Origin of the sequence: Xenorhabdus cabanillasii (assembly GCF_003386665.1) — a bacterium.
GTDB classification, from domain to species: Bacteria; Pseudomonadota; Gammaproteobacteria; order Enterobacterales; family Enterobacteriaceae; genus Xenorhabdus; species Xenorhabdus cabanillasii.
In genome coordinates this window covers 1,636,949-1,658,300 of the sequence record NZ_QTUB01000001.1, presented here as the reverse complement: position 1 = coordinate 1,658,300, position 21,352 = coordinate 1,636,949, and the positions used below count along the sequence as shown (strand labels likewise).

The 21,352-nt window shown below is 39.5% G+C and carries 19 protein-coding genes and 3 pseudogenes; 13 read left to right on the top strand and 9 right to left on the bottom strand.

The window, feature by feature from the left end:
- Positions 1–538: 538 nt before the first annotated feature.
- From BDD26_RS07930 to BDD26_RS07900, 6 genes and pseudogenes are all read left to right on the top strand, one after another.
- Positions 539–948, top strand: a pseudogene (locus BDD26_RS07930) (fructose-specific PTS transporter subunit EIIC); the annotation flags it as partial.
- A gap of 201 nt (positions 949–1,149) precedes the next feature.
- Positions 1,150–1,467 carry an antitoxin gene (locus tag BDD26_RS07925; RefSeq protein WP_038265628.1) on the top strand — a complete coding sequence of 106 codons (318 nt, stop codon included), beginning with the start codon at positions 1,150–1,152 and terminating at the stop codon, positions 1,465–1,467.
- A gap of 53 nt (positions 1,468–1,520) precedes the next feature.
- Positions 1,521–1,925, top strand: a complete 405-nt coding sequence (locus tag BDD26_RS07920) for a type II toxin-antitoxin system YafO family toxin (RefSeq protein ID WP_115826148.1) — start codon at positions 1,521–1,523, stop codon at positions 1,923–1,925.
- A 582-nt stretch (positions 1,926–2,507) separates the two neighbouring features.
- Positions 2,508–2,822, top strand: coding sequence for a hypothetical protein (locus tag BDD26_RS07915; protein ID WP_244922687.1), 315 nt, complete (start codon positions 2,508–2,510; stop codon positions 2,820–2,822).
- Positions 2,823–2,904: 82 nt separating this feature from the next.
- Complete coding sequence (locus BDD26_RS07905) at positions 2,905–3,945, top strand: IS630 family transposase (protein ID WP_115825370.1); 1,041 nt, start codon at positions 2,905–2,907, stop codon at positions 3,943–3,945.
- Positions 3,942–4,601: a hypothetical protein gene (locus tag BDD26_RS07900; RefSeq protein ID WP_211305455.1), complete on the top strand. Its 660-nt coding sequence runs from the start codon at positions 3,942–3,944 to the stop codon at positions 4,599–4,601. The genes BDD26_RS07905 and BDD26_RS07900 overlap by 4 nt, the downstream gene beginning before the upstream one ends.
- Before the next feature lie 196 nt (positions 4,602–4,797).
- Here the strand turns inward: BDD26_RS07900 and BDD26_RS20055 are convergent, their stop codons facing one another.
- From BDD26_RS20055 to BDD26_RS07860, 9 genes are read right to left on the bottom strand one after another with little or no spacing between them, the layout of a single operon-like run.
- Entirely contained in the window at positions 4,798–5,028 is a 231-nt protein-coding gene (locus BDD26_RS20055) for a DUF1778 domain-containing protein (RefSeq protein ID WP_244922686.1), read from the bottom strand.
- The gene (locus BDD26_RS20050) at positions 4,995–5,207 is read right to left on the bottom strand and encodes a type II toxin-antitoxin system TacA family antitoxin (RefSeq protein WP_244922685.1); all 213 of its coding nucleotides are present in this window, start codon (positions 5,205–5,207) and stop codon (positions 4,995–4,997) included. Before BDD26_RS20050 ends, BDD26_RS20055 begins: the two co-directional genes overlap by 34 nt.
- Before the next feature lie 4 nt (positions 5,208–5,211).
- Positions 5,212–5,871 carry a bifunctional 4-hydroxy-2-oxoglutarate aldolase/2-dehydro-3-deoxy-phosphogluconate aldolase gene (locus tag BDD26_RS07890; RefSeq protein WP_115826143.1) on the bottom strand — a complete coding sequence of 220 codons (660 nt, stop codon included), beginning with the start codon at positions 5,869–5,871 and terminating at the stop codon, positions 5,212–5,214.
- The gene (locus BDD26_RS07885) at positions 5,837–6,841 is read right to left on the bottom strand and encodes a sugar kinase (protein ID WP_170140385.1); all 1,005 of its coding nucleotides are present in this window, start codon (positions 6,839–6,841) and stop codon (positions 5,837–5,839) included. Before BDD26_RS07885 ends, BDD26_RS07890 begins: the two co-directional genes overlap by 35 nt.
- 9 nt (positions 6,842–6,850) lie before the next feature.
- Positions 6,851–8,269: a glucuronate isomerase gene (gene uxaC / locus BDD26_RS07880; protein WP_115826139.1), complete on the bottom strand. Its 1,419-nt coding sequence runs from the start codon at positions 8,267–8,269 to the stop codon at positions 6,851–6,853.
- A gap of 17 nt (positions 8,270–8,286) precedes the next feature.
- Positions 8,287–9,774, bottom strand: coding sequence for a fructuronate reductase (locus tag BDD26_RS07875; protein WP_115826137.1), 1,488 nt, complete (start codon positions 9,772–9,774; stop codon positions 8,287–8,289).
- Between the two features lie 18 nt (positions 9,775–9,792).
- Positions 9,793–10,977 carry a mannonate dehydratase gene (gene uxuA, locus BDD26_RS07870; RefSeq protein WP_115826135.1) on the bottom strand — a complete coding sequence of 395 codons (1,185 nt, stop codon included), beginning with the start codon at positions 10,975–10,977 and terminating at the stop codon, positions 9,793–9,795.
- 14 nt (positions 10,978–10,991) lie between these two features.
- The gene (locus BDD26_RS07865) at positions 10,992–12,290 is read right to left on the bottom strand and encodes a TRAP transporter large permease (protein ID WP_038260892.1); all 1,299 of its coding nucleotides are present in this window, start codon (positions 12,288–12,290) and stop codon (positions 10,992–10,994) included.
- A 34-nt stretch (positions 12,291–12,324) separates the two neighbouring features.
- The gene (locus tag BDD26_RS07860) at positions 12,325–12,831 is read right to left on the bottom strand and encodes a TRAP transporter small permease (protein WP_115826133.1); all 507 of its coding nucleotides are present in this window, start codon (positions 12,829–12,831) and stop codon (positions 12,325–12,327) included.
- Positions 12,832–13,092: 261 nt separating this feature from the next.
- Between BDD26_RS07860 and BDD26_RS07855 the strand changes: the two genes are divergently transcribed.
- From BDD26_RS07855 to dndE, 7 genes and pseudogenes are all read left to right on the top strand, one after another.
- Positions 13,093–14,085, top strand: a complete 993-nt coding sequence (locus BDD26_RS07855) for a TRAP transporter substrate-binding protein (protein ID WP_038260899.1) — start codon at positions 13,093–13,095, stop codon at positions 14,083–14,085.
- Positions 14,086–14,204: 119 nt separating this feature from the next.
- Positions 14,205–14,832, top strand: a pseudogene (locus BDD26_RS07850) (GntR family transcriptional regulator).
- A gap of 276 nt (positions 14,833–15,108) precedes the next feature.
- On the top strand, positions 15,109–15,681 hold the full coding sequence (locus BDD26_RS07845; protein ID WP_115826131.1) for a hypothetical protein: 573 nt from the start codon (positions 15,109–15,111) through the stop codon (positions 15,679–15,681).
- A 569-nt stretch (positions 15,682–16,250) separates the two neighbouring features.
- Entirely contained in the window at positions 16,251–17,339 is a 1,089-nt protein-coding gene (gene dndB, locus BDD26_RS07840; protein ID WP_115826129.1) for a DNA sulfur modification protein DndB, read from the top strand.
- Entirely contained in the window at positions 17,336–18,970 is a 1,635-nt protein-coding gene (gene dndC, locus BDD26_RS07835) for a DNA phosphorothioation system sulfurtransferase DndC (RefSeq protein ID WP_115826127.1), read from the top strand. Before dndB ends, dndC begins: the two co-directional genes overlap by 4 nt.
- Positions 18,960–20,960: a DNA sulfur modification protein DndD gene (dndD, locus tag BDD26_RS07830; RefSeq protein WP_115826125.1), complete on the top strand. Its 2,001-nt coding sequence runs from the start codon at positions 18,960–18,962 to the stop codon at positions 20,958–20,960. Before dndC ends, dndD begins: the two co-directional genes overlap by 11 nt.
- Positions 20,960–21,314, top strand: a pseudogene (dndE, locus tag BDD26_RS07825) (DNA sulfur modification protein DndE). Before dndD ends, dndE begins: the two are co-directional and overlap by 1 nt.
- The last annotated feature ends 38 nt before the right edge of the window (positions 21,315–21,352 follow it).

Below are 21,352 nucleotides of genomic sequence, written 5' to 3'. Positions count from 1 at the left end.
TTATCCAGTTGGAAATAATTTCTTATTGATTATTTTTTAAACTAAAAAACCTTTTTCTCTCAATAAGTTACTAAGACCGTCAAAACCTTACTTCACCTTAATCATTTCACCACCCAACGCAATAAAGCCACCAACCGGTGCCGATATCCTCCTTTCGTCACAACATTCTGAAACCTTTTTCATGTCAATGATCGTCATACAAAAACAAAACGCGTTCCTGATAACATAATACATGCATTTATTAGAATTATTTTTCATTATTTTAATAATAAATTTTACAATTAATTATTTTTACTAAAATTCAAATAATTAAGACCGCTATCACCTTTTAGGAAAAATAATCAAAAGCCTTACTTTACTCTTTAACGCCTTAGAGATACTTTCCAGATAATACAGATAATTAGCAATATCGGTCTGTATAGTTAAAAATCAAAAAATGAATAATTAGTAACTTTGAAAAATCATTACTAATTAAGGGCGAATTATACTCTTACTCTTCTAATATTAGCCAGTATTAGTATTAATACAGCCCAGATATGAAAGCTATGGCCCAATGGCAGCAATTATGGCGGCGGGAATGGTGCCACCATTAGCATGTGGCTGGCAACGCTAATTGCCAGAAATAAATTTGACCCAAGTGAACGTGAAGGCGGAAAAACAGCATTGGTATTGGGGCTGTGTTTTATTACCGAAGCAGCAATTCCCTTTGCGGCGAAAGATCCGGTAAGGGTATTGCCGAGTTGCATTTTAGGCGGCGCAGTAACCGGAGCGCTCTCAATGTACTTCGGAACACAACTGATGGCGCCACATGGCGGGTTATTTGTGTTGTTAATTCCGGGAGCAATTACACCTGTGTTGCCGTATTTAGGGACGATTTTGGCTGGTACAGTGTTGACGGCCGGGGTTTATGGGGTGGTGAAGAGAAAAGATGTTGGAGGAGTTGGTTGAGGGTTTTGATGTGGGGGAGTTGCAGGTATCTGCAACTCCAGAAACTTACTTAATTTATTGTTAATTTTCTGAATAATTTAAAAATCACTCATTTAGAATGACTTAACAGAATCATACTACACGCTAGTTTTCAATCAAATATAGGTCTATACTTAGAGCCATATCTACTATTCTATATATTTTCTTCTGGCGAGGTTTTCTATGTTACAGAAAGTCCTGTGTGGCTACACTACAGCTATCAGTAAGTTTAAATCTAACCCCAGTGCCGCATTAGCAGAAGCCAAAGGAGATGCTATTGCCGTTTCATCCAACAACCAAATCCAATTCTACGCAGTTCCTGCCGCACTTTTTGAGGAAATGAGTGCATTTTGCGAATATGCGCAACGAGGAAATACTGAACTGAAAAGTATTCCTGCCAACTTTACTGGAGAAGGCCTAAATATGAATAAAATCACCTCTAAGATGGCTGAAAGAATCAAAAAAGGAAGTACGCCCGAAGATTACGAAGAATGGTCTTGAGAAAATACCCAATAAGATTAGGCAATTATCTAATAATAAAAGGAAACTAAACGGTGGTAAGAATATTCACGCACCGTGGTTTGAAAGAGGCTTTAGGCGAACAAAAAACGAAAGCTTTGGTTAACGATTTTCGTGCTTATAAGGAAGGGAAAGGCTTACCCATCACCTTTGGCCGAGACGTTCCCTATCAATTCACACATAACCGTTCGTATCTTGAATTGCAACATTTGCATTTCAAAGAAAAAGGATTTCCTCTCAGACTGATCCAATTTAGACGAACCAGCGGTTATTTTTTAGTTTATTGCCCTGGTTTTTTCGACAGCAATACTTATCTATTAATCGCGATTATCAAACATTGGGATCACAACAACCCAAATCATGTAGCAGAGACGGATAGAGATATCAACTTAATGAATGATCTGGAAAAAATCGCAGAAGGATTTCGGGAAAGATATTGAATAATATAATGGTTTGGTCTTATTATTTTCATAACGAAAATCTATAACCCGAATCATCATATCTGATGCGAAGGCTATGGAATAAGTTATTTATTATATCTGTAACGGCATACTCGCTATACAATCTAAACCAGTAACATAAGCCCATATATATGTTTAATTTCCTATGTATTAAAGTATTCGTTAAATTGAATTTGTATTTCTAAAGGGATTTATTAGTTTCTATAATTTATATTTTACAACCTGAAAAATAACAACTTCTATATGTTCAAGTAAAGATAATATTTATAAAATAAGGAGGATTAGACTAATAAGTAACAAATTATGAAAATCAGGACACTACACCATCTATATTAATACGCTATAATTTCTATGTTATATACTGAATACATTCAGGTAGAAAATAATTTTTGACAATGTTTTTACATAAAAACATATGATTAAAAATAATTTCAAAATAAAATTTATTCCTATAAAAAATAAAAACACACATTTATTTATACTATGTGACCAAACTAATAGATATCAAACAACGATTCTTCTTATCATTAATAGTATTTTTTGATATTAAAGGTATTATTAATGTCTCTAGATATTGCTTATTCAACTGAAATTGATGACTTTATAGATCCGGACAGAGCCTACGAATATTTTTGGGCGGGTAAATTGACCAATAAAAGATCCTTTATATGCCCTGGTGAAAATTGTTACGCTCAAGTCACATGTGCCAACTTAGATAAAGAATCACAAAATATGCATGTTGTTCCACACTATAAAGTTTATGGAAAGCATCATCCAGATTGTGAGATTAAACGTGAAGTTCCACTTAAAATAAAAGAAATAATTACTGAAATGCAACAATCAAAAAAAGTCACTCTAAATAAGCTTTCAAAATAGTAGATCACTTGAAGGGAACTCAGCCCGGTTTTTGCGATCTGATTAATCGCCAAATCAAAAAAATCCCAAAATGGACTGAGTAATGCCAATCATAGCACCCATACCCCGAAGTGAACGACGTCAGATGAAAAAATTTATTCATAAAACCCGGGATAAAGATTATGCACGCCGACTCATGGCACTCTTAATGTTACATGAAGGCAAGACCGTTTCTGCCATCTCCAGAACCCTTCATTGTTCACGTTCTTCGGTTAATCGTTGGATAAATTGGTTTACATTATATGGGCTGGAAGGATTAAAAAGTTTACCGTCAGGAAGACCTGCTATCTGGAATTTAGCACCACTTTTTAGTTTGCTGTCGTTCTTATTACAGCACTCCCCACAGGATTTTGGCTGTCTGCGTTCACGTTGGAGCATTGAGCTGATTACTCGAATAATCAATGAATTATTCTGTTTGTCGCTTTCGCAAAGTACGTTCTATCGTTATTTCTGTCAGGTCGGTATTGTCTGGCGAAGGGCAGCACCTACCGTAAAAAAGCCTGATCCTGAGTATGACGAAAAAATGGCAAAAATCACTGAAGCTTTATCCAACGTGTCAGAACCACATCCTGTTTTTTACGAAGATGAAGTCGATATTGACCTTAACCCAAAAATCGGGGCGGACTGGTGTCTGAAAGGGCAACAAAAACGGGTCATGACGCCGGGAAAAAATCAAAAACACTACCTCGCGGGCTGCCTTGACGCCCAAACAGGCCAAGTGACTTATGTCAGCGGTATAAAGAAAAATTCTGATTTATTTATCAACATGTTAAAGGAACTGAATGGCCAATATCGCCATGCAAAAAACATCACGTTGATTTTAGATAACTATGGCATTCATAAAAGCCGGAAAGTCAGGGCATGGCTAAAACAAAATCCTAAATTTAATTTGTTGTTTTTACCGGTCTATTCGCCATGGATAAATAAGATTGAACGCCTATGGCAATCATTGCATGAAACCGTCACACGGAATCATTGTTGTCAGTATATGTGGCAACTCTTGAAATGCGTTGAAGCGTTTATTAACGCATTTTCATCAGGGCAACAACCGGGAATGAGAAAAATGGGTGTATCACTATTATGAAAACTTATTTAGGCCTTTCAATTGTTGACTTATTTTTGTTATCCAGACCTCCTTCCTATTACGAATCTCAACGTTCAGATAAAAACAAAGCATTAACAAGTATTGAAAAGAATAAAAATATTATTAAAAATATTTCTTATTACCTTAAAAAAATAGGAGAAACCAGTAAAGTTTATTCTGTAAGAAGTATTGTTAGCAGATATCTAAGATATCATCGCGATGGAACATTGAATAATCGTAAAATAAACGTATCTGGTAAAGATATCTCTTATCGTTCTTTTTTTATAAAAATTAGAGAACAAGCCATCACCAATCTACCAGAAGATCCAGCAATTTATTATGGATGGGCTTATATAGATAAATATGACAAAGGTTACCGGGTAAAATTCAAAAAAACATTTACATATAAAAACGAGAAAATCAAGATTTCTTTTTTTATAAGAGATAATCTAATAGAAAAATATGAAATAAAAAGATTAATAACAAAAAGAATAAAGAAAATATCCTCATTATCAAAACCAACAGCCTTTGTCTTCATTTATGGAAAACCAAAGATAAAAACCATAAAAGAAAAAAACAAAAAATTTATAAACTTCGAAATGAATAATCTTGATTATATGGATATTGACGCTAATCATCCTTTATTAAGAAAGTGAAGTCATGGTTATTTTATTATTCATAAGCAAGGTAGTAAAAATGATAAATACTGCACCAACAGCTATCTAACTTAGATAGCTGTTAGCCACATAATCCTTTACGGAAACCTCTAAGCTGCTTGTCTACTCTAGATAATAAAGTCCAGTACAAAGAACTAAAATTACATGATGTATTTTGGCATATTAGAAATTCTATCTATATGACAACATACTCAATTAGTGAGTATTTTAGATGACATAATTGTTCATAATTAATACAACCTGAATAAACCCCATAATCAAATCCCTTACGATTATGTTGTTGAGTTATTTCTTCAATTATCAGGACATTCACAACATCCTTGTAGTTTTTCGCTGCTTTCATTAGTTTCTTATTTGCTTTTGGCGAATTTTCTAATGCTGCAAATAGCGCATCTGCACCAGCCATTGAGAATTAACTGTTTCAGCACGCTCAACAACCTTTTTGGCTCTATCCATTGCCGCTTCAATAAGGAATTGAGAAAGCGTTGCGCCAGAATAATCGGCTGTTCTTTGTAAAATCTCTTGTATTTCTAAAGATGTTCGCGCAACTAAACAGGTTTCTTTGCGTTCTGAGTAGATGGACATAATCTTACCTTCTTTTGGATATAGATAAATCACAGATGGAGCCCACTAACTCAACCGCCTCCCGTGTCAATTCACCAATCTTTTTCCACTCTTTATCTCGGATCAACTGTGAGCTCACCATCCAGGATCCACCACATGCGACAATTTGTGGGATAGCAAAATAATCGCGAATATTCTTAATACTGATCCCACCTGTTGGCATGACTTGTAACTGTGGGTACGGTGCAAGTAGCGCTTTAATCATCGCAATCCCACCCGAAGGTTCAGCAGGAAAGAATTTGACAAAATCAATGCCTAACTCCAGCGCTTGTTCAATCGTGCTGGCGTTATTCACGCCGGGAATGATAGGGATACCGATTTGCTGGCATGCCTGTACGGTGTTTGGGTTAAGCCCTGGTGAAACGACAAATTTTGCCCCCGCTATTTTTGCCTGACGGACATGTTCACAATGCAGCACGGTTCCTGCACCTATCAGAATATCTGGTCGTTCAGCCCTCAGCAGGCTAATCGCTTCGGCGGCACCCTCGGTACGAAACGTGATTTCAGCTACAGGCAGGCCATTATCTGCTAGTGCGTGACCAAGAGGAATGATATCTCTGGCCTCTTCAATGGCTATTACAAGCACGATTTTAATCTGACGCAATCGTATTATCATCTCTTGCATTTTTATTCTCTCCGATTTCGTCCGAATTAAAAAAACGTGCGGTAACCCTTTGTGTCGCTGCCTGCGGAATAATCGCGCCTTTGTGCCGGATCACAACCCCTGCGAGCTGGTGTCCCATTAATGCTGAATCATGAATGGATTTCCCATTTAACAGCCCGGCGATAAAACCTGCATTGAAAGCATCGCCTGCCGAAGTGGTATCAACGACAGATGTAACAGGTTGAGTCTTAATATGTTGTGTGGCATTGCAACCACTTAAGTCACGATAAAAGCAGCCCTGTTCACCCGCTTTGATAATGGCTTGTTTAACCCCCATTCTTTTCAGGCGATTAAAACTTTCCTCCGTTGATGTATCGCCCCATAGACTCGCTTCATCATCATCAGTGACTAACGCAATATCGGTGATGGCATACATTTGCTGATAACACTCACGAGCTTGTGTTTCATTTCCCCATAAGGCCGGACGATAATTACTGTCAAAGAAAATCACTTTTCTTTCAGAAGATAACTGTTTCAAATCAATTAGCAGCAATTGACGATCATGTTCGGGCAAAATAGCCAGACTGATCCCACTGAGATAGAGTACATCCATGTTCTGCAATTGCTGGCGCAATCCGGGGTAATCAGAATGCTGCAAGAGATAACGCGCCGCTGAGTTATTGCGCCAGTAAAGAAACGTGCGCTCACCTTTTTCATCAAGTTGAATCAGGTATAAACCGGGCTGATGCACACTATCTCGCAACACTAACGAAGTATTAATGCCTTCTTGCTGCCAGCGTGAGATCATCCCTTCGCTCAAAGGATCTGTTCCCATCACCGTGACGAAATGGACATCAAGCATATCGCCTCCAGCGCGAGCCAGATAAACCGCACTATTCAGTACATCACCACCATAGCTCTGTGTCATATCACCAAATAGAATGCCGTTTAGCTCAATCATACATTCGCCAATCAGGGCAATTTTCCGCATCTGCATCCTTTAATCCCTCACAGCCTGAAAATAACGTTCAGCATTATTGAAGCAGATATCTTGAACCATCTGCCCTAGCATTTTTTCATCATGTGGGATTTCGCCATTTTCGACCCAGTTCCCCAGCATATTGCAGAGAATGCGACGAAAATATTCATGGCGGGTATAGGATAAGAAACTGCGTGAATCTGTCAGCATACCGACAAACTGGCTTAATAACCCTAATTGGGAGAGTTGCTCTAATTGACGCTGCATACCGTCTTTTTGATCGTTAAACCACCAGCCCGATCCAAACTGAATTTTGCCGGCTATCCCCCCTCCCTGGAAATTACCAGTCATCGTACCAATCACTTCGTTATCGCGAGGATTTAAGCAATAAAGGATCGTTTTGGGTAATTCGTTTGTTTTATCCATCTCATCCAGCAAGCGTGATAATGGGTAAGCGATATGATTATCCCCAATAGAATCAAAGCCGCTGTCTGGCCCTAACCGATTAAACATACGTATGTTGTTATTGCGCAAGGCACCAATATGCAGTTGCATTACCCAGCCGCGTTTTGCGTACTGCTTACCTAACCAAACCAGCACCGCTGTCGTGAATTGCGCTATTTCTAATTCACTGAGTGACTGCCCTCGCCTGCGCTTTTGCAAAATGATATCTAACACTTTTTCGTCAGGTATCGGCGCATAACGCAAATGTTCAATACCATGATCCGATGCTACACAACCGTGATCCTGAAAGTGTTCGAGGCGACGCTCTAATGCCTGCAATAAATCAGCAAAACGCCAGATAGCGACATCTGCGGCTTCTCCTAACCGTTCGAGATAGTCACAAAAACCCAACAACTCAATTTTGAAGACTTTATCCGGGCGCCAGCTTGGTAATATTTTGATGGTAATATCTTTATTTTCAGCGATTTGTTGATGATATTCGAGAGAATCAATGGGATCATCCGTTGTTCCTGCCATTCGCACCTGCATTTGCTGCATAATGCCACAGGCAGAAAATTCAGGTTGCGAGAGTTTCTCGTTCGCCTCATGCCAGATAATTTCTGCGGTATCAGGCCCGAATAATTTTCCGTTGATGCCAAATGGGCGTCGCAACTCCAGATGTGTCCAGTGATACAGGGGATTGCCGATCGTCAGAGGAACGGTGTTCGCCCATGCGAGGTATTTTTCGTAATCACTGCTTTCCGTCCCGGTAATAAGCGCTTCTTCAATTCCTGCCGCACGCATCGCCCGCCATTTGTAATGATCGCCCTCCAGCCAGATTTGACCAAGATTGTGGAAGCTGCGGTTTTGCGCGATCTCTTTTGGATTGAGATGGCAGTGATAGTCATAAATAGGCATCAACGCCGCGTAATCATGATAAAGGCTACAGGCAACGTCATTATTTAACAGGAAATCTTCACACATAAAGGTTTTCATTATGCTTTCCTCTATGGTCAAAGTGGTCGAAGGGCAGCAACCGCCTGGCGTGCACCGACATCCAATAAGTTCTGGTAGGCTTTGGTTACGTTATCGATAAACTTACGATTTTTTATTAATTTTTTACCGAAGATCGATTCAATTGCCAGTAGCTCTTTCACCATATCTTCCACCACAGCAACAGAATAATCGTATTTGGCAAAAATCGCCGCAAAGGTCTCTTTTAATGGATCACGCACATCAATGGGTTGACCTTGCTCATCCACGCCGCTGATATAACGCATCCAACCTGCTACACCGAGAGTTAAATGGCGATAATCGCTTCCTTGCACGAGATGCCATTCAATGGAATCAATCATGCGCTGTGGCAATTTCTGGCTGCCATCCATCGCAATTTGCCATGTCTGGTGTTTTAACGCAGGGTTGGTGAACCGTTCGATCAATTTATCCGCGTAAGCCATTAAGTCGCTATCTTCTGGCATCGACAATGTTGGCGCTTGTTCATTCAGCATCAGTGCATACACTGCCCGACAATAATCAGCATTTTTCATGGTATCGGAGATATACGCATAACCGCCCAAATAACCCAAATAGGCCAGAAATGAGTGAGCGCCATTTAACATGCGCAGTTTCATCATCTCAAATGGTGTAACGTCTTCCACAAATTTCGCACCAACAAGATCCCAGTCTGGACGCCCATTCACGAAGTTATCTTCAATCACCCATTGACGGAAAGGTTCACAGGCAATAGCACAAGAGTCTTTCCACCCCAATAATTGGGCAATTTCGGTTAACGTTTCTGATGTCACTGCCGGCACAATGCGATCCACCATCGTGCAGGGAAATGTCACTTGCTTTTCTATCCATTGTGCCAATTTTTCGTCCTGCAAACGCGCCAGACCTAACACGGCCTCACGAGCAACATGCCCATTTTCCCGAACGTTATCGCACGATAAAATCGTCACGGCAGGCAGGCTTCGTTCAAAACGCAGTTTTAATGCCGCAGTGATATATCCTATGGCTGATCTTGGCACAGCAGGATTGGCAATATCTTTAATAATCAACTCATTATTTGGGTCTAAACGCCCTGTTGTGGCATCGGTACAATATCCTTTTTCAGTTATTGTCAAAGAGATAATTGCAACATCAGGGTTCGCCATTTTTTCGATAATGGCCTGAGTACCATCAATTAATGGGTGCATGGCCTCTTTTATCGAACCTATGATTTTTAATGTGGTTATATCCCGACTTTTCTCTGCGACGGTATAGCTCATTGATTGCTTTTTAAGATTTTCAATCAGCGAGGCACTTTGTTGCGACATCAGGTTAACTTCACAGTATCCCCAATCACTGTCGGTTTGTTCTAATAGATGATGTGTGTAAAGAGCCTGATGTGCGCGGTGAAATGCGCCACAACCTAAATGAACGATGCGTGCAGTAAGCCGCTCAGTTGCCCAGTCAGGAAGCAGAACGGATGTCGCCGAATTAACAAGATGTTTTTCCATCATGTGCTGCCTTATTGATTATTTCGGATAAAACGCACGGTGAATGCCCAGTTCAAGACCGCGGATCTCAGCCAGCCCTTTCAGGCGGCCGATTGCCGAATAACCGGGGTTAATTTTCTTTTTCAAGTCATCCAGTATTTGATGACCATGATCAGGCCGCATCGGAATAAGGTGATTTCCACCAGTCGCCAGCCGACGATGCTCCTCTTCCGCCACCGCTTTGATCACTTCATACATATCCACATCACCAGCAAGATGTGCCGCTTCGTGGAACGTAGATGGGTTTTCTTCACGTACTATTGAGCGCAAGTGGAGGAAATAGATACGGGAACCAAATAATTTGATCATCTTCACTAAATCATTATCCGCACGCACGCCATAAGATCCGGTGCACATCGTATAGCCATTGGCATTGCTGTCTATTGTTTCGGCTATCCAACGCATATCCTCTATTGTAGAAACAATGCGTGGCAGGCCTAAGATCTCACGCGGTGGATCATCAGGATGAACGGCCATTTTGATGCCGATTTCTTCCGCTACCGGAATAATCTTTTGCAGGAAATAAGCAAAGTGCTCACGCAATTTGGCCTTATCAATTCCTTTATAACGTCTTAGGTGTTGGCGAAATTGTTCTAAGGTATAACCTTCCTCTGTACCGGGCAAACCAGCGATGATCGTGTTTGTCAGTTTTTGTTTTTCTTCTTCTGTCATTGAAATGAAGCGTGATTGTGCTTGTGCAATTTCATCATCGGGATACTCTTTTTCTGCGCCATGACGTTGCAAAATATGGATATCAAAAACAGCGAATTCGATTTGATCAAAGCGCAACGCTTTTGAACCATCAGGTAATTCATATTCGAGATCAGTGCGGGTCCAATCCAGAACAGGCATAAAGTTGTAACATGCTGTTTTAATCCCGCAAGCAGCGAGGTTACGCAAGGTTTGTTGATAGTTTTCGATCCATCGATCGTACTCCCCGGTATGCGTCTTGATATCTTCATGAATGGGAACACTTTCTACAACTGTCCACTCAAGTTGACTGGCTTCAATGAGTGCTTTACGCTGTTTTATCTCCTCGATAGGCCAGACTTCGCCATTAGGAATATGGTGTAATGCTGTCACAATCCCTGTTGCTCCCGCCTGCCGGATATCCGCTAATGAAACAGGATCTTCAGACCCATACCAACGCCAAGTTTGTTTCATAATTCCCCCTATAACTAATTCAAGACCAATTCAGGTAACCATAAACTCAATTGCGGCAGATATGTCACCAAAGCTAGCGCCGAGATCAGCGCAATATACATCGGGAGCAATGGCTTCAGTACCTTATCAATACTCACATCCCCCACAGAGCAACCCACAAATAAGGCACTGCCTACGGGAGGGGTACAAATCCCAATTGCCAAATTAAATGTCATGATGATGCCAAAATGAACAGGATCGATACCCATACTCATCGCAACGGGTAAAAAAATCGGCGTGAAGATCAAAATGGCAGGTGTCATATCCATAAAGATCCCCACAATCAGCAGGATGATATTAATGACTAACAGAATGGTCAGCGGATTATCAGAAACCGTCATCAACGCATCCGCAATCAGATATGGCAGATCAGCATTGGCCATCGCCCAGGACATACCCATTGATACGCCAATCAGCAGTAAAACAATAGATGTGGTGACGGCAGAATCAAGAATAATTTTGGGCAGTTGTTTGAGACTCACTTCACGATAAATAACTACTGCGAGAATAAAACTGTAGAGAACGGCAATAGCTGATGCTTCTGTCGCCGTGAAGATCCCCGCAATAATCCCGCCCATAATCACCACAATTAGCATTAATGACGGTATTGCTTTCCATGCTGTAGCAAAAAATTCGCTCCAGGTTGGCCGAGGTGCAACAGGATAGCGCTTCCTCTTGGCAATAATGGCAGATACAACCATGAGTGAAATCCCCATAATAAGGCCGGGGATATAACCCGCTAAGAACAAGGCAGCAATAGATGTACCCCCTGAAACCAACGAGTACACAATCAAGGTGTTGCTGGGCGGGATCAGCAAACCAGAAGGACAAGAAGCGATGTTTACAGCAGCAGACAGCTCAGGATCGTATCCTTCTTTTCTCTGCATCGGCGCCATTGTTCCCCCGACCGCAGCAGCGGATGCCACTGCCGAACCTGAAATTGCCCCGAACAACATGTTCGCCATAATATTGACGTGCATTAATGATCCCGGCAAACGGCCGCCAATCACTTTGGCCAGATTTATCAAACGTTCAGCTATCCCGCCTTGATTCATAATATTCCCGGCAAGGATAAAGAACGGGATCGCCAATAAAGAGAAGTTATCTACTCCCGCAGCCATACGCTGTGCAACAACCGTTATCGCAGATTCCAACGGCAATGTCATCGTAATGGCGACTAACGAAGATAGGCCGATTGCAAAAGAAACGGGGACACTCAATACCAGTAATATTGCAAATGTGCCAAAAAGTGCGGCAATGACATACCAATCCATACTCTAGCCTCTTATCTACCCTTCATCTTGCAAGTTAATGATTCTCAGATATAGCTGGTGGTTGACCAGAAAAATGCTGAACAATTGAGATCACATCAACGAGCGCATAGAAAATCATCAATATTCCGCTAATAGGTAAACATAAATAGACGTACCCCATCTTCCAGCCTAATACAGGTGTGATTTGACCATTTTCCAATGTCGATGAAACAAGCAGGCTGCCACCATAAAGCAGCACAATGGAAGAAAATGAAATAATTACTGTCTGAATAATCAGGCTAATAATACTTTTCTTTACTCCTGTTAATTTCATCATCAGCAAATCGATAGCAAGATGACGATGCTGTCCTGTTGTATATGCAGCGCCAATCATTGCGACCCACATAAACAGATAACGTGCTAATTCATCTGTCTCGGTGCTCGGTGCATCTAATACATAACGTGAAACTACCTGCCATGACACGCATAAAACCAGAAAGACCAGCAGGCAGATGGTAAAAAACGCCAAACTTTTATTGGTCATCGCTACAAAGTTTTTCATTTATCCGGTTCCTGTTATTTTGGTTTACCAATTAAAGTCCACACAGGAATCAGAATCTATACTGATAGCACTAAGTACATTGAAATAAATACTTAAAAGAGAGTGAGATAGATCACAAACCAAAAAGGTCAACCAATAATGCCATTTTTTGCGATTCAGATCGACCAATTGGATTTTACCCTTTGCCCAATAAGTGAGTTCTGATTATTGTTTGCCCACAGAAAATAACAAAAACCTACGCTCACCTCTGGAGAACCAAACATGCAGAACAACAAACGACAGGTTTTAGGTATAGCAGGCATAGTAACTGGCATAATGTTCATGCTAGGGACATCCCAGGCTTTCGCCGTGGCAACGCTGAAACTTAGCCATAACCAAAATCGAGACCATGCTGTCCATAAGGCCATGACCGAGTTCGCTAACGAAGTGAAAGAAAAAACCAATGGGGAAGTCCGTATTCGCATCTATTCTGATTCTCAATTGGGCAACCAACGTGAATCCATCGAATTAATGCAAAACGGCGCTTTGGATATTGCTAAATCCAATGCGGCAGAATTAGAAGCCTTTTCTCCGGCTTATTCCATTTTTAACCTGCCCTATTTATTCCGCGATAAAGCGCACTATCAACAAGTCATTGATAGCGATATCGGTAAAGAAATCCTCGATTCAAGTCAAAACATGGGGTTTATTGGTCTCACTTACTATGAAGCGGGCGCACGCAGCTTTTATGCGAAAAAACCGATTAGAACGCCTGAAGATTTAAAAGGTTTGAAAATTCGCGTACAACCCAGTCCAACGGCAATTGCGATGGTGAAAGGGTTGGCAGGAAATCCAACGCCATTAGCCTATGGTGAACTCTATACCGCATTGCAACAAGGGGTTGTGGATGCGGCTGAGAACAACATTACTTCTTTTACGCTAAGCCGTCATAGTGAAGTGACAAAATTCTTTTCCCTGGATGAGCATACGATGATCCCTGATGTCCTGTTAATATCAAACAAATCAATGAATAAATTAACTACTGCACAGCAAGAGATTGTGAAAAAAGCGGCACTGAACTCCTCAAAATATATGATTCAACTTTGGGAAAAATCAGAACAGGAAGAGCGTGCAAAGGCAGAAAAACAAGGTGTTGAGTTTATTATCGTGGATAAAACCCTCTTTCAAGACGCGATTAAACCCATGTATGACAATATTGCCAGAACCCAACCGGAATTATTCGAAATGATAAATCGCGTGCGTAAAGTAGAATAATTTTCTCTCAAAACCACTTATTATAACAAGAATAGGTGGTTATATTTCTGGCACTGAAGCCTCAGAAGAACATCATTTTTAGTCGTTCCATTTGAGTATATTACTTTACGGCGGCATTAATGATGAACTTTACAGACTCCAAACGTCCCTATCATGAAGTAGCCCAATCATTATGTCAGATAATAATAGTTATGAATTATTCTCCCGGTGATCGTCTATCTACAGAACGTGAAATTCAGCGTTTTTCGTACTCTTATTCGTGAAGCGTTAATTGTATTGAAATTGGGAAAATCTCATTGAAATACGCAAAAGCTCAGATAATCATCTCATCCAACTGCCATGCTCTTATTCAAGCGATACGACTATCAATGCCGCTGGGCCTTTTGAATTATTACAAGTGAGCCAATTATTGGAAAGTAATATCGCTGAGCTTACAGCGCTTCAGGTTACCCAGAACGATATTACCAATATTCATAACACATTGTAAACTAGGCGTGACGTGAGAATAATCCTATGTGAATGAAACTACATAGCTAAATTACCAATACTGACTATCGTAAAGAGTGGTTGAATAATTATCAGGTGATTTTAGCCGCTATGATAAAAAAAGATCCTATAGCCGCCAAACAAGCCATGTGGCAACATTTAGAAAACGTGAAACAACGATTGCTGGAGTTATCTGATATAGATGATCCTGACTTTGATGGGTATTTGTTTGAGTCTTATCCGGTTAGGATTGTGGAGTGAGTTTTTGAGGGTTATTTGGGGTAATTAAAAATGGCAAGGTTTTACGATAAAACAACTATCGATTATTGAGAGAATTATTTTTATTTTATTATTTTTCCTCATCAGGAATTTCTTAATAAGAAAATTATTATCTAAGATGTATTTATTCATGCGATTTCAGTCACGGTAATAGCAACAGATTATTTTTATCTTACTACTATACTATTGGACTCATATTATTCCATGCTGGTAGGCAATTAATAATCTTTTTATCCTTATTATTAAAGGAAACTACTGATGATATTCAGGTCAAAATCTTTCAGTATTAGCAGACCAGCTCAATTCAACCCATTGAATTGTTCTCAATCCAGCCTTAATTTAATTTCAATGTCTTTTGACGCCAGAGCATCTTTAGTTTCAGAAAAAGTTTCTTTGCCAAAAGCATGTGAAATCGCAAGGCATATAATATTTCAAATAGAAAATGAAAAATGCAAATTTGAACTGAATAAAAAAGAAAGAAGAGATGTCGAATTGAGAAAATGGGATGATAGATGCGTATACTCCAGTGGTGTTTTTCAATCTATACAAGAAAGAAAAAATGAATTATTAAATAATGATATTAGCCAGCAAGAAAAATTCCATTGTTTTGCAACAAACTTTAGAGGATACCCTGTAGGCGTTTTGATCATATCTATTACAAATGAAGAATTACTTAATGCACCTAAACTTTCTCCTGATGTACCTCTAATTTCAGACTTTTCCATACACCCAGGCATTCGTGGAGCCGGAATCACGCTTATCGAATGTACAGTAAATTTACCTTATCAACTTGGGAAAAATGGTGTTGTCCAACTTACTCCAATTGATTAAGGCTAAGGAGCTTATAATTACACAGGATTTACTAAAATAAAAATAGTTAGACCTGTTTTTATGATATTAAAGCCAGCTGAAAGCCCTAAATGTCGCTTAATAAATGGTCGTTATCGTTTCTTGTGGAATATATAGCGAAATTAAGCAGAATATAAAAGAAAACAGATTATAATTGTCGAAGTTAGCACCTCAAATAAGTTAAACAGCCTATTTTTCCCATTCTGGATTAAACGACATGGCAGTCAGACTGCTGCCAGTTTCTTGTTTTGCGTGACCAGAGTCTGTATGTGCTGTCTGGAGCGACTGATAGACCACATTTCACTGCTCTAATATTTCCCCAGTGTTTCCTAGATATTGTCGTCAGCTTCACACTCACCCTACCTTACTAAGTTGTTTCTAAAAATAACCCAATTCTTCCGCCTTATTATCTCTATCCATAAGAGATATTCATAAATTAGTTTTAAAGATTCAAATCTGTTATTACGTTAAAAAAATGATATAATAAATCACCATTACGTAAAAATATAACGTAACATCTATCATGAAATAATTATCAGGAAGAAGGGATTATGGCTAATATTGACAATATTGCATACTGTTACTCGTTCCCCGCAGTGCGTGGGATTCAAGCTGGTCGCCCTTTCTATATCGCCACTTGTCCAATGAGGCTTATCCCTAAAATTTTCAGTTTTGATGAAACTGAAGTTCCTCCTGAACTCCGAGCACAACGTGTATTAAATAAAGCACGTATTCCAGAAATGGCACGTTACTTGGTTGAAAACCCAAAAGATTATGTTTTTTCAGCATTAACAGCATCTATTGCTATTGATGTTGAATTTGCCGAATTTTCAGGTTCCAACAATCTCGGTATCCTAAAAGTACCGATGGAAGCACAAATTTTGATTAATGATGGTCAACATCGTCGTAAAGCCATTGAAACTGCTCTGAAAGAAAATCCAGATTTAGGGCAAGATAATATTCCTGTACTATTTTTTGTTGATGAAGGTTTGCAACGCAGCCAACAAATGTTCGCCGATCTAAATAAATACGCGATTAGGCCGAGTCCATCATTATCAACACTTTATGACCACCGAGATATCTGCTCAGAATTAGCTCGCTATCTGGCGATGTCTGTCAGGCCATTTGTCGGGTTAACTGAATTAGAGAAATCCAGCATAAGCAAGCTTTCAAACAAATTATTTACATTAAGTAGTATCAAACAGTCTACCCGAGCTTTGCTTGGAACAGATCCGAAAGAAGGCGATATAAAAGAAAACAAACGACTAGCTTCCCAATATTGGCAAGCGGTTTATAATGCTATGCCTGATTGGAAAATGGCGTCTAATAAAGAAGTATCTCCCGCCCAATTACGCCAAGAATATGTCCACGCTCACGGTATTGGCCTTCATGCACTGGGGCTTCTTGGTCGCAATTTGTTGGCAGAATATCCTGATCAATGGCAAGAAAAACTTGCCAAACTGAAAACATTCGATTGGCGTAAGAGCAATCCCGAACTGATAAAAAGAGCAATGTCACACGGAAAATTGAGTAAAACCACTATTGCTATTCAGCTCACCTGTAATGCTCTTAAAATTGCATTAGATATTCCCCTTACTGCTGAAGAGCAGCAACTTGAAGCTCAAACGGTTATCTCATGAGTAAATTAATTCAGACCCACGATTTGGGCGATTATGAAGATTTTATTAATCAGGAAATGTTCGCTGGTCGACCACTAGCAGAATATATTTCTGAAATACAACGTATTTATTATAGTGATAAACGCCCTTGGGTAATTGGTTACAGTGGAGGAAAAGACTCTTCCGCTGTAATTACATTGGCTTATCTCGCGCTACTTGGACTATCCCCAGAAATGCGCCATAAACCTGTTTTCGTTGTCTCATCTGACACACTGGTTGAAACTCCTGTCGTCGTAGATTTAATCCAAAAAACAATGTTGCAGATTGAATCTGGATCTAAGCGAGACGGGCTTCCAATCACTCAGCACCCTGTTATACCTAAAACACACGAAACATTCTGGGTCAACCTGTTAGGCAAAGGCTATCCCGCTCCTACGCGTAGCTTCCGTTGGTGCACAGAACGCATGAAAATCAATCCCGTGAGTGATTTTATTCGCGATAAAGTCAGCCAATTTGACGAGGTTATAGTTGTTCTGGGTTCACGCAGTAGCGAAAGTTCATCACGTGCTCAAGTTATTGCAAAACATAGAATTGATGGGTCGCGTCTTGCCCGGCACACTACCCTTGCCAATGCATTTATTTATACCCCTATTGACACATGGGATGTTGAGGATGTTTGGAAGTTATTGCGTGGTGCATATCAATATTCTCCAGACGATATAGAAGAATGGGAAAGCCCGTGGGGTGGCAATAATCGTCCTCTTTGGACTCTTTACATGGACTCATCAAATCAAGGTGAATGCCCTCTCGTTATTGATGACAGTACTCCTTCTTGCGGTAATTCTCGTTTTGGTTGCTGGACTTGCACTGTCGTTACAAAAGATAAAGCAATGGAAAGTCTTGTCCAAAATGGGGAAGACTGGATGTTACCCTTACTAAAATTTCGCGATTTACTCGCTCTAACTACTGATCCCGTACAAAAAGACACTTATCGCAATTACAAACGCCGTACGGGTAAGGTTAGTTATCAATATGCGAAGGAAGGGGAAGACATTGCGGCAGAACGTAAACACGTTCCTGGCCCATACTGGTTAAAATATCGTCAATCATGGCTCAGACAATTATTAGAGATAGAACGAGAGTTAAATCGACAAGGACGCCAGATAACTTTAATCACAGAGCCAGAGCTTCATGCTATACGTCAAGAATGGCTTAAAGATCCTAATGAACCTGACTGGAACGATACATTACCAGATATCTATCGTTCCGTTTATGGACGTGATTTGAACTGGATTACTGATGATCAATCTAGATTTGACTCTAGTGATGCCGAATTGCTTGCCCAAATTACTCAAGGATTCGATGTACAACCAGAAATGGTCATGAAGCTAATCGAACTGGAGATATCAATGGAAGGGTTAAGCCGCAGACAAGGGATCTTTGATAAGATTGGCACAATTTTAAAACAGGACTGGGGTAGTTTAGAACAAATTAAGCAGACGCAATCTACACTACAAAAGCGTAATGAGCGTGATATTCACCTTGAAGAAGTCATGAAGATAGAAGCTGAAATTAAAGAAATACAACGCAGAATAACTCATGTCGAGGAACCATCAGTAGTTTCCAGTGAGGAAAAAGAAAATGTTAATTAAGCAACTGGTTCTGCGTAATTTTCGGGTATTTAGTGGAACACATACTATCGATCTAGCTCCGAGAAAACGACAGCATGAGATCCATGATCGCCCAATCGTTCTATTTGGTGGGTTAAATGGTGCGGGCAAAACATCTATTTTATCCGCTATTCGCTTATCCTTATATGGTCGTTTAGCTTTTAACCATACCATTCAACAACAAGAATATATTGAACAGTTAAGTGCATTAATCCATAACGGCAATAACCAATCTAAACGTCCAGAAGAAGCCTCAATTGAGCTAACTTTTATCTATAATAAAGAAGGCAAAGAATCTGAGTTCACTGTTACACGTAGTTGGAAAAGAGGAAAAAAAGATCTCCTATCGCTACAACAAAATGGGCAGACTCTTAGTGAGCTAAATTATGAACAATGCCAAGGTTTTCTGAATGAACTCATTCCCAATGGAGTAGCAGATTTATTTTTCTTTGATGGTGAAAAAATCGCTGAATTAGCTGAAGATGAATCAGGAAATATTCTGCGTACGGCAATGCGCCGCTTACTTGGATTAGATTTAATCTCTAAGCTACGTAATGACCTAATAATCTATATTAAGCGCCAGCAATCTACTCAACTTGAAGGAAACCTACAACAGCATCTTTCTGAATTAGAAGTAAAATCTAAGGAACTTATGTGCAAAACAGAAGCATATTTGGAAGAGGCTGATTTTCTAAAATCACGAATTGATTTATTAACAAGAAATATCACTCAAAATGAGGGGTTATTAAGTGCTCAAGGTGGCTCTTTTGCTCAAACCAAAGAACAGGAACAAAAGAAAGTTGACGAGCTTATAAAAGAAAAAGAGCGAATTGAAAAAGCTTTACGCCATGAATTCGATGGAACTTTTCCATATGCTTTAGCACCTAAGACGTTATCTCTTCTGCTTGAGAAAATTTCTCAGGAATCCGAGATCAAACAAGCCAAAAGCTTTGAAAAAGAACTTAGTAATTTCCTTAATATACTAAAAAGTGATCTTGCTCTTCGCTCTAGTACAACGAGCAAAATAGCTACTGAGGCTATTACGGATAATCTAAATAAATATATGGCTAATAAGCCAAAAGGGGAATTACTGTTTGATATTTCAGATCGTGAAGTCGGTATGCTACAACAGTCGATTAAACAGGATAGTCAAAAATCCTGGGAGAGATTTGATGAGTATCGGATTCAACTGACTGATATTGAAAAACAGTTAGAACAATCTGCTGCTAATATCGCTCGTGCTCCTGACAATGAACAACTGATAGATATTTTCCAAAAAATACGAGAGCTAGATAAAGAGCGTAATGACACTCGTAAAAAATATATTTCCGCACTAGAAGAAGCTAAGAAGTGTAAACAACAACAGTTGGATTGTGCTCGCCAAATGCAAAAATTACATGATTCTGCGCGAAATAAATATGGTCTTATAAGCGCTCTTAAGAATGCAAAAGAAACAATTAACCTACTAGAGAAATATAGTGAAATTTTAACTCAAGCACGTGTTAAAAAACTCACAAAAAACTTCGAAGAAGCTTATCGAAAACTAGCTCGTAAAGAAGATTTACAACTTCATGCACACATTAATCCTGAAACTTTTGATGTTGAATTAATTGATGAAAATCAATCTGTAATTAATAGAAAATATCTTTCTGCTGGAGAAAAGCAAATTTATGCAATTGCTATCTTAGAAGCATTAGCTAAAACTTCAGGACAAGAATTACCTGTTATTATTGATACACCATTAGGTCGTCTGGATTCCAAACATAGAGATAATCTAATTAATTACTATTTCCCTTACGCCAGCCATCAGGTAGTACTATTATCCACCGATACAGAGGTTGATGAACGTTATTTCGTTGATCAATTACGGGATGATATTTCTCATACCTATCAAATTGTATTTAATGCAAAGACTAAATCCTCATATCTGAAGCCTGGCTATTTCTGGGAATTAACTAAGGAGACTGTTTAATGCTCCCTAATAGAATGCAGCTAAATCGCCAAACAGAAGAACAGCTTAAAAGGCTGAAAATTTATACTGGATTGACGCCAAATATTTCTGCCAGATTAGCCTTTTTCAGATCTGTCGAAAGTGATTTCAGATACTCAGCAGACCGTGATCACAAAAAACTCGATGGTTCACTTATATTGGATAAAATGACCTGGCTCGGGGAAACCATGCAAACTACAGAGTTGGTGCTTAAAATGCTTTATCCGAAAAATTGAACAAAAAGAGCTAATTAGAGCATGGGCTGCTCATGTGGAAGATGGGATTGCGGCGTTAAGGAATTATCGCAATCTTAAGGATTTCTCTCAATCTTTGTAGAAGATAGTAAATTATAATTCATATAATAGGAGCCATTT

Coding starts and splice junctions, on each gene's coding strand:
- BDD26_RS07885 (WP_170140385.1), bottom strand. CDS start 6,841: ATGCGGAAAATTGCCCTGATTGGCGAATGTATGATTGAGCTAAACGGC.
- dndD (WP_115826125.1), top strand. CDS start 18,960: ATGTTAATTAAGCAACTGGTTCTGCGTAATTTTCGGGTATTTAGTGGA.
- BDD26_RS07905 (WP_115825370.1), top strand. CDS start 2,905: ATGCCAATCATAGCACCCATACCCCGAAGTGAACGACGTCAGATGAAA.
- BDD26_RS07890 (WP_115826143.1), bottom strand. CDS start 5,871: ATGCAAGAGATGATAATACGATTGCGTCAGATTAAAATCGTGCTTGTA.
- BDD26_RS07855 (WP_038260899.1), top strand. CDS start 13,093: ATGCAGAACAACAAACGACAGGTTTTAGGTATAGCAGGCATAGTAACT.
- BDD26_RS20050 (WP_244922685.1), bottom strand. CDS start 5,207: ATGTCCATCTACTCAGAACGCAAAGAAACCTGTTTAGTTGCGCGAACA.
- BDD26_RS20055 (WP_244922686.1), bottom strand. CDS start 5,028: ATGGCTGGTGCAGATGCGCTATTTGCAGCATTAGAAAATTCGCCAAAA.
- uxaC (WP_115826139.1), bottom strand. CDS start 8,269: ATGAAAACCTTTATGTGTGAAGATTTCCTGTTAAATAATGACGTTGCC.
- dndC (WP_115826127.1), top strand. CDS start 17,336: ATGAGTAAATTAATTCAGACCCACGATTTGGGCGATTATGAAGATTTT.
- BDD26_RS07900 (WP_211305455.1), top strand. CDS start 3,942: ATGAAAACTTATTTAGGCCTTTCAATTGTTGACTTATTTTTGTTATCC.
- BDD26_RS07915 (WP_244922687.1), top strand. CDS start 2,508: ATGTCTCTAGATATTGCTTATTCAACTGAAATTGATGACTTTATAGAT.
- BDD26_RS07865 (WP_038260892.1), bottom strand. CDS start 12,290: ATGGATTGGTATGTCATTGCCGCACTTTTTGGCACATTTGCAATATTA.
- BDD26_RS07875 (WP_115826137.1), bottom strand. CDS start 9,774: ATGGAAAAACATCTTGTTAATTCGGCGACATCCGTTCTGCTTCCTGAC.
- BDD26_RS07860 (WP_115826133.1), bottom strand. CDS start 12,831: ATGAAAAACTTTGTAGCGATGACCAATAAAAGTTTGGCGTTTTTTACC.
- BDD26_RS07925 (WP_038265628.1), top strand. CDS start 1,150: ATGTTACAGAAAGTCCTGTGTGGCTACACTACAGCTATCAGTAAGTTT.
- dndB (WP_115826129.1), top strand. CDS start 16,251: ATGGCTAATATTGACAATATTGCATACTGTTACTCGTTCCCCGCAGTG.
- uxuA (WP_115826135.1), bottom strand. CDS start 10,977: ATGAAACAAACTTGGCGTTGGTATGGGTCTGAAGATCCTGTTTCATTA.
- BDD26_RS07845 (WP_115826131.1), top strand. CDS start 15,109: ATGATATTCAGGTCAAAATCTTTCAGTATTAGCAGACCAGCTCAATTC.